Raw genomic sequence first — 8,105 nt, forward strand, 5'->3', positions numbered from 1 at the left:
TCGCCGCGCGTCGACCTGATTGAGCGCATACAGCGGCACCGCGAGCGTGACGCCGTCGCGCGGCGAACCCGGCTCGAAGTGATAGGTCAGCGCCATCTCGACGCCGGACATCGTCAACCGTTTCGGGAACAGATCGGTCGTCACGCCGGCGGCTTGGTGCCGCATCAGATCGTCGCGCGACAGATACAGCAGACGCAGTTTGTCTTCCGGCTGACCGCTCTTCTTCACCTCGTCGCGATACCAGCGCTCGAACGACGCACCCGTGTAAATGCCTTGTGGCAACGCCTGGTCGTAGAAGCCGAAAATCAGTTCGTCGTCGACCAGCACATCCTGGCGGCGCGATTTGTGTTCCAACTGCTCGATGTCGGCGAGCAGCTTGCGGTTGTGCGTGAAGAACGCGAGCTTTGTATCGAACTCGCCTTCGACCAGTGCACCGCGAATGAACAACTCGCGCGCCCGCGCCGGGTCCTGCTTGCCGAAGCTCACGCGGCGCCGGTGATAGATCGGCAGGCCGTACAGCATCGCGCGCTCGAACGCCGACACCTGCGCCGCGCGCTTTTCCCAATGCGGCTCGGACAAGGACTTCTTCAGCAGATGCTCGCCGATTTTCTCGATCCATTCCGGCTCGATCTTCGCGATGCAGCGCGCGTACAGACGGCTCGTCTCGACCAGTTCGGCAGCCATCACCCACTTGCCGGCCTTCTTCACCAGCGCCGAGCCCGGCCACAGGTAGAACTTGATGCTGCGTGCGCCGAGGAAATAGGGTTCGTCGTCGGCTTTGAGGCCGATGTTGCCGAGCAAGCCAGTCAACAACGCGAGGTGGATCTGCTCGAACGTCGCTTCGGCCTCGTTCAGACGCCAGCCGTGCTCGCGCACCACCGTCAGCAACTGCGAGTGCACATCGCGCCATTCACGCAGACGCAATTGCGACAGGAAGTTCTTGCGGCACTCGTCCTGCAATTGGCGGTTCGACTTCTTGTGCGCGATGGCTTCTTCGAACCAGTTCCAGATCTTCAGCCATTGCAGGAATTCCGAACGCTCATCGGCGAACCGGCGGTGCGCCTGGTCGGCTTGCTCCTGCGCTTCGATCGGCCTGTCACGCGGATCCTGCACGGACAGGGCGCTGGCAATGATCAGCACTTCCTTCAACGCCTGCTGATCGCGCGCGGCGAGAATCATCCGGCCCACACGCGGATCGAGCGGCAGGCGCGCGAGTTCGCGGCCGAGCGGCGTGAGCTGGTTGTCATCGTCGACGGCGCCCAGTTCGTTGAGCAGTTGATAACCGTCGGCGATCGCGCGGCCGGGCGGCGGCTCGATGAACGGGAAAGTTTCGATCGCCGTCAGATGCAGCGACTTCATCCGCAGAATCACCGACGCCAGCGACGAACGCAAGATTTCCGGATCGGTAAAGCGCACGCGGCCCTGAAAGTCGCTTTCCTCATATAGGCGGATACACACGCCATCGGCGACGCGGCCGCAGCGCCCTGCCCGCTGATTTGCGGCGGCTTGCGAAATCGACTCGACCTGCAACTGCTCGACCTTGTTGCGATATGAGTAGCGCTTGACGCGCGCGAGTCCCGTATCGACCACATAGCGAATTCCAGGCACCGTCAGCGAAGTTTCGGCGACGTTGGTTGCCAAAACGATGCGGCGCGCGTTCGAGGTGCGAAACACGCGCTCCTGTTCGGCCGCGGACAGGCGCGCGAACAGCGGCAAGATTTCCGTGTGCGGCGGATGGTGCTTGCGCAGCGCCTCGGCGGCGTCGCGAATTTCACGCTCGCCGGGCAGGAACACCAGCACGTCGCCCGGGCCTTCGCGGCACAGTTCGTCGACCGCATCGACGATCGCTTCCATCAGATCGCGATCGGTCTCGCGCTGCGTTTTCGGCCTGTCGCGCGATTCACGCGAAGACGATGCGGCAGAGCCTTCCGCCGACTTCACCGCCGGACTGTCCTCCGCGACCGGCCGGTAGCGCACCTCGACCGGATACAGACGCCCACTCACTTCGATCACCGGCGCAGGCTTGTCGTCACGGCCGAAATGGCGCGCGAAGCGATCCGCGTCGATCGTCGCGGAGGTCACGATCAGCTTCAGATCGGGGCGCTTGACGAGAATTTCCTTCAGATAGCCCAGCAGAAAATCGATGTTGAGGCTGCGCTCGTGCGCTTCGTCGATGATCAGCGTGTCGTAGGCTTTGAGCAGCGGATCGGTTTGCGTTTCGGCGAGCAGAATGCCGTCAGTCATCAATTTGACCGACGCCCCCGGCGACAGATTGTCGGTAAAACGCACCTTGTAGCCGACCACCTCGCCGAACGGCGTGCCGAGTTCTTCGGCGATGCGGCGGCCCGTCGCCGACGCGGCGATCCGGCGCGGCTGTGTGTGGCCGATCAGACCGGTGCCGCCCGCGCCGAGGCCACGGCCAAGTTCGAGGCAGATTTTCGGCAGTTGGGTCGTCTTGCCGGAGCCGGTTTCGCCGCAGACGATCACCACCTGATTCTGCGCGATGGCCCTGGCGATCTCTTCGCGGCGGCCGGAGACCGGCAGCGCTTCGGGGAACGTGATCGGCGGAATCGGATTCGGCTCGACGACGCGTTGAACGCGCGGCGGACGTGGTTCGCGACGCGGCGCCGGCTGTGCGGCGCCACCGGCATGAGACTGCCTGCGCGACGCATCGCCCTGCGGCGCCTGTTTGCGCCCCTCACGAGCGGTGTTCGGCGCCTGCGCGCCCGCTTCGCGGCGCGCCTCGCGGGACGGATTATTTTTCGGTGCCGACGCTTGCGCACCTTCTGCGGCACGTCGCGGCTCGCGCGCCGTTTCCGGCACGTTGCGTTCAGCGTCCTGCGCGACACGGCGCTGCGCGTCACCGGCATTCACCTGATCGGCGGCCGGCGCCGCATTCTCGTTCGCCGTAGCGGGACTTTTGGGTACATTCGACATGGGGGCGCATTATAATCCCCGGCATGAATTCCCAAACCGACCTCGTCCCCGCGCCCGCGAGCGTTCCGGCCCCCGCCGGAGCAACGGAAGATCTCGCACAGCACGCGCAATTCGTCGACTGGATGCGCTCAGTCGCCCCGTACATCCATGCGTTCCGGAACAAGACGTTCGTCGTCGGGTTCGGCGGCGAGGTGGTGCATCAGGGGCTCCTGAATGCGCTCGTGTCCGATATCGCGCTGCTGCAAGCCATGGGCATCCAGATCGTGCTGGTGCACGGCTCGCGACCGCAGGTCGAAGAGCAGATGAGTCTGCACGGCGTGGAATCCGAGTTTTCGCACGGCATGCGCATTACCGACGCACGCGCGTTGGAGTCCGCGAAAGAAGCGGCCGGCGAAGTGCGTCTGGATATCGAGGCGGCGATCAGCCAGGGCTTGCCGAACACGCCAATGGCGCACGCGCACATCAGCGTGGTGTCCGGCAACTTCGTGACGGCGCGCCCCGTCGGCATTCTGGACGGCGTCGACTTCGCCCACACCGGCGTGGTCCGCAAGATCGACGCGGATTCGATCCGCCATTCGCTCGCGAGCCGCAAGCTGGTACTGCTGTCACCGCTCGGCTTCTCGCCGACCGGCGAAGCCTTCAATCTGGCCATGGAAGACGTCGCCTCGGCGGCCGCGATCGCGCTGCGCGCCGACAAGATCGTGTTCCTGACCGAAACGCCGGGCTTGATGGAAGCGGGCGAAGACGGCCCCGTGCTGGTCCGCGAACTGTCGCTCGACGACGCCTACAAGTTGCATGAAAGCGGCGAAGTCACCGGCGACGCGGGCTTCTATCTGAAACATTCGATCCGCGCCTGCCGAGGCGGCGTGGCGCGGGCGCACATCATCCCCTACGCGCTCGACGGCAGCCTGCTGCTCGAACTGTTCCTGCACGACGGCGTGGGCACGATGATCTCGTACGAGAACCTCGAAAGCCTGCGCGAAGCCACGCCGGACGACGTCGGCGGCATTCTCTCGCTGATCGAGCCACTCGAATCCGACGGCACGCTGGTGCGGCGCGGCCGCCACCAGATCGAACGCGACATCGACCATTTCTCGGTGATCGAGCACGATGGCGTGCTGTTCGGCTGCGCGGCGCTGTATCCGTACCCGCAGGAGCGCATCGGCGAAATGGCGTGCCTCACGGTCGCGCCGGAAGCGCAAGGCACCGGCGACGGCGAACGCCTGCTCAAGCGCATCGAACAACGCGCGCGGGCGCGCGGCCTCACGCGCATTTTCGTGCTCACCACGCGCACCGAACACTGGTTTCTCAAGCGGGGCTTCGTCAAGGTCACGGTCGACGACCTGCCCGAAGACCGCCGCCGACTCTACAACTGGCAGCGCAAGTCGCTCGTGCTGATGAAACAGCTCTGAGCGTCCTCATATAAAGCGACTGCCCGCCCCACATCGATATAGGAGAAGCACAGCATGACTCGTATGGTTCAATGCGCGAAGCTCGGCAAGGAAGCCGAAGGCCTCGATTTCCCGCCGCTGCCCGGCGAACTCGGCAAGCGGATCTACGAAAGTATTTCGAAGGAAGCCTGGCAGGCGTGGTTGAAACAGCAAACCATGCTGATCAACGAAAACCGCCTGAACATGGCCGATCCGCGCGCGCGCCAATATCTGATGAAGCAGACCGAAAAGTTCTTCTTCGGCGAAGGCGCGGATACGGCACAGGGCTATGTGCCGCCGGCAGCTGAGTAGCGTTTCGGTTGCACGCCAGTGATTGGCGATCAGCCCGATGAAAAATCCGCGCCGCGTGCGCGGATTTTTTTCGCGCTGCTTTTCGTTTGGATCACACCGCAAAACTCTCCAGACGGTACATTTCCGGCCGGTTTTAAGTCTTTTTTCCATACCGCCGAATTGCGCCAGATCCCCCGCCCCGCAAGGGATTGCATACCGTCCCCTAAACCCGCGCCGGGTATCGGGTTTGCACGATCCTCTGTCATCGTGCTACCATGTTCATCGTTCCAACAGCAATTCACCTTCATTCACGTTCACTTCAGGCTTGGTTAGATAGCGTTCGCAAGTACCGCTCGCACGGCTTTCCCGCGGGTTCACAGCGAATTTCAGCCAAGGGGATCGAACAGTTTTTATACAAGAAGGCTCGTCGGTCGTTTCACCGCTTCATCTCGCATCGTGAGCGGCGATCCAGCACCGGCCTTTTTCGTTTCAAGCCTTCCAGCGGCGCAGGGGCCAGCTTCAGCCACCCCAGCGTCCTCATGCATCTGCCCCCCTTCCACGGCCACGCAGATGCAACCGTCAGCACAATTTAGACGAGTGTTTTTTCGCGATCTGTCTCGCGAGGCACGGGCGTTGTGTTTTCCTTCACGCCCCACTCTTTCGTCCTTGCGGGCGAGGGAGACGCCATCGCCCTAGCTCGCGAAACTGCACTTCCCCAGCACCCGTGGCGGAACGTTCATGCGTTTTCATGAGTTTCGTCGCAGTCATTGGAGTTTTCACCTTGACCGCTTCCAGCAACGGCTTCTGGCGACACCACAAAGAAGAACAACGCCTCTCCCTCGACGACATCACCGTTGTCGACAAATCTCTCCTCAAGCGGGCCGTCGGCGCCATGGCGCTCGGCAACGCGATGGAATGGTTCGACTTCGGCGTGTACAGCTATATCGCGGTCACGCTCGGCAAAGTGTTCTTCCCGTCCGCGAGTCCCGCCGCGCAACTGATCGCCACGTTCGGCACGTTCGCCGCGGCGTTTCTCGTGCGGCCGGTCGGCGGCATGGTGTTCGGGCCGCTGGGCGACCGGATCGGCCGTCAGCGCGTCCTGGCCATGACAATGATCATGATGGCGCTCGGCACCTTCGCGATCGGCCTGATTCCCAGTTACGCGACGATCGGCATTTTCGCGCCGGTGTTGCTGCTGGTCGCGCGCCTGGTGCAAGGTTTTTCGACGGGGGGTGAGTACGGCGGCGCCGCGACCTTCATCGCCGAATTCTCGACCGACAAACGCCGCGGCTTCATGGGCAGCTTCCTCGAGTTCGGCACGTTGATCGGCTATGTGCTCGGCGCGGGTACGGTCGCGGTGTTGACGGCGACGCTCTCGAACGACGCGCTGCTCTCGTGGGGCTGGCGTGTGCCGTTCCTGATCGCGGGCCCGTTGGGTCTGGTGGGTCTCTACATCCGGATGAAGCTCGAAGAAACGCCCGCATTCAAGAAGCAGGCCGAGCAACGCGAAGCCGAAGACAAGGCGCTTCCGAAGCAATCGTTGCGCGAGTTGCTGATGCAGCAATGGAAGCCGCTGCTGCTGTGCGTCGGCCTCGTGCTGATCTTCAACGTCACCGATTACATGGCGCTCTCGTATCTGCCGAGCTATCTGTCGGCCACGCTGCACTTCAACGAAACGCACGGCCTGTTCCTCGTGCTGCTCGTAATGGTGCTGATGATGCCGATGACACTCGCAGCCGGCCGCCTGTCCGATACGATCGGTCGCAAGCCCGTCATGCTGTTCGGTTGCGTGGGTCTGTTCGCGTTGTCGATTCCGGCGCTGCTGCTGATCCGCATGGGCACGGTGCTGCCGGTGTTCGGCGGCCTGATGATTCTTGGTGTGCTGCTGTCGTGCTTTACCGGCGTGATGCCGTCGGCGCTGCCGGCGTTGTTCCCGACCAAGATCCGCTATGGTGCGCTTGCGATCGGTTTCAACATTTCGGTGTCGCTATTCGGCGGGACCACGCCGCTCGTCACGGCATGGCTGGTCGATAGCACCGGCAATCTGATGATGCCCGCGTACTACCTGATGGGCGCGTCGTTGATCGGTATCGTGTCGGTGTTCGCGCTGCGTGAAACGGCCCGCAAGCCGTTGCTCGGCTCGGGTCCATGTGTCGCGACGCGTGCGGAAGCGCATGCGGTGCTGCGCGGCGAGCGCGAGGCGGCGGAGATGGATGAGGGTTATGCTGCCGCGGCTACGGCGCGCGCCTGATCCTCTGGATTGCGTGATCACAAGCCGCCGAAGTTTTGTACGCGTGTTGGTCGCGGTTAGCGGTTAGCGGTTAGCGGTTAGCGGTTAGCGGTTAGCGGTTAGCGGTTAGCGGAAGGCAACCACAGCAATTCACGTCAGCGTGTCCCGAAGCGGGCCGGCAAATTTGCCGGCCCGCTTTTTTTATGTCACCAGGGAATCGAACGTCGCGCTCACGTGCGCGCCTTCAACGATCAACATGCCCGCTGAAATCGGCAGCTTGAATCGCCTGGGTCCGGCACTGCCTGGATTGACGAACAACACGCCGTCGCGTTCGCTGATCGCGGGCTTATGCGAGTGCCCGGTCACGACGACGCGGATGCCTTCGCTGCGCGGATCGTCGACCACGTCCGCAATGTCATGAACGACGAGGATCGTCACCTGTTGCACGGTGAGCTTGACGTGTGTCGGCAGCGAAGCGACCGGCGCGTCGATGTCGTTGTTGCCGCGCACGGCGGTGACCCGCGCGATCTGCGCAAGCGCATCCAGCACCGCCTGCTTGCAGATGTCGCCCGCGTGGATCATCGCATCGCAACCCGCGAGATACTGCAGCGCCTCCGGGCGCACGAGGTTGTGCGTGTCGGAGATCAGGCCGATCCGGGTGGCAGAGGAACTGTGGATGCGCGAAGTCATGGTGCCAGTATCGGTCAAATGGTTTTGGCCTGCTGCAAGCGGCCCGGCGAGGTCAGGCACTCAACGCGCCTGGGGCCGCTCGGCAAGTTCGCCCGTGCCGTTCGGATGCAGTAGTTCGGCCTGCACACACGTTCCCCACTCAATTCAATCTACCGACTGCCGCTCGGCCAGCTCACGCCTCACCGCCTGCACCGGCCGCTTCGCCGCGAGCATCCGTTTAGTCGCGCCCTGCACAATCACCGACGCCGCCGCCGCACACGCAAAGCCCGGCCACACGTCGTAGTGCGGCAGCATCGTCGCGGTCACGGCGAAGAACGCCGCAAACGAGCCGCGCCCGATCACCATGCCGCGCATCAACAACGCGACGAAGTCCGCGGGTCAGCGCGGCGAGAAACGCGGCCACCAGCGCAAGCTTGAGTGCAAGCAGCATGCTTAGGCTTCCAGCACGTGTTCGATGCGCCGGTCGGGCACCAGCCACCACGCCGCGGCGAGCGTATAGAGCGCAGCGGAGAGCCACGGCTGAACGA

General features: G+C 63.4%; 7 protein-coding genes and 1 pseudogene. 4 read left to right on the top strand and 4 right to left on the bottom strand.

Features of this window, described 5'->3' with window-relative positions; all coding sequences use genetic code 11:
• On the bottom strand, positions 1 to 2,937 hold a 2,937-nt coding region (hrpA, locus tag QOC89_RS01425; RefSeq protein ID WP_323043386.1), incomplete at its 3' end, for an ATP-dependent RNA helicase HrpA.
• Positions 2,938 to 2,960: 23 nt separating this feature from the next.
• On the opposite strand from hrpA, the gene argA reads away from it, so the two are divergent.
• A complete protein-coding gene (gene argA / locus QOC89_RS01430; RefSeq protein ID WP_323043387.1) occupies positions 2,961 to 4,349 on the top strand; it encodes an amino-acid N-acetyltransferase in 1,389 nt (462 codons plus the stop codon).
• 54 nt (positions 4,350 to 4,403) lie between these two features.
• The gene (locus tag QOC89_RS01435; protein ID WP_082855080.1) at positions 4,404 to 4,679 is read left to right on the top strand and encodes an oxidative damage protection protein; all 276 of its coding nucleotides are present in this window, start codon (positions 4,404 to 4,406) and stop codon (positions 4,677 to 4,679) included.
• 29 nt (positions 4,680 to 4,708) lie between these two features.
• Here the strand turns inward: QOC89_RS01435 and QOC89_RS01440 are convergent, their stop codons facing one another.
• Complete coding sequence (locus QOC89_RS01440; RefSeq protein WP_323043388.1) at positions 4,709 to 4,924, bottom strand: hypothetical protein; 216 nt, start codon at positions 4,922 to 4,924, stop codon at positions 4,709 to 4,711.
• A gap of 9 nt (positions 4,925 to 4,933) precedes the next feature.
• On the opposite strand from QOC89_RS01440, the gene QOC89_RS01445 reads away from it, so the two are divergent.
• Positions 4,934 to 5,251, top strand: a complete 318-nt coding sequence (locus QOC89_RS01445; protein WP_323043389.1) for a hypothetical protein — start codon at positions 4,934 to 4,936, stop codon at positions 5,249 to 5,251.
• Between the two features lie 155 nt (positions 5,252 to 5,406).
• Positions 5,407 to 6,909 (top strand): glycine betaine/L-proline transporter ProP, encoded by a 1,503-nt coding sequence (gene proP, locus QOC89_RS01450; protein ID WP_323043390.1) that lies wholly within the window; start codon positions 5,407 to 5,409, stop codon positions 6,907 to 6,909.
• A 180-nt stretch (positions 6,910 to 7,089) separates the two neighbouring features.
• Here the strand turns inward: proP and QOC89_RS01455 are convergent, their stop codons facing one another.
• Positions 7,090 to 7,578: a metallophosphoesterase family protein gene (locus tag QOC89_RS01455; RefSeq protein ID WP_323043391.1), complete on the bottom strand. Its 489-nt coding sequence runs from the start codon at positions 7,576 to 7,578 to the stop codon at positions 7,090 to 7,092.
• Between the two features lie 144 nt (positions 7,579 to 7,722).
• A pseudogene (locus QOC89_RS01460) lies at positions 7,723 to 7,953 on the bottom strand (hypothetical protein); the annotation flags it as partial.
• Between the last annotated feature and the right edge of the window lie 152 nt (positions 7,954 to 8,105).

Source organism: Paraburkholderia sp. (assembly GCF_034668105.1).
Classification (GTDB): domain Bacteria; phylum Pseudomonadota; class Gammaproteobacteria; order Burkholderiales; family Burkholderiaceae; genus Paraburkholderia.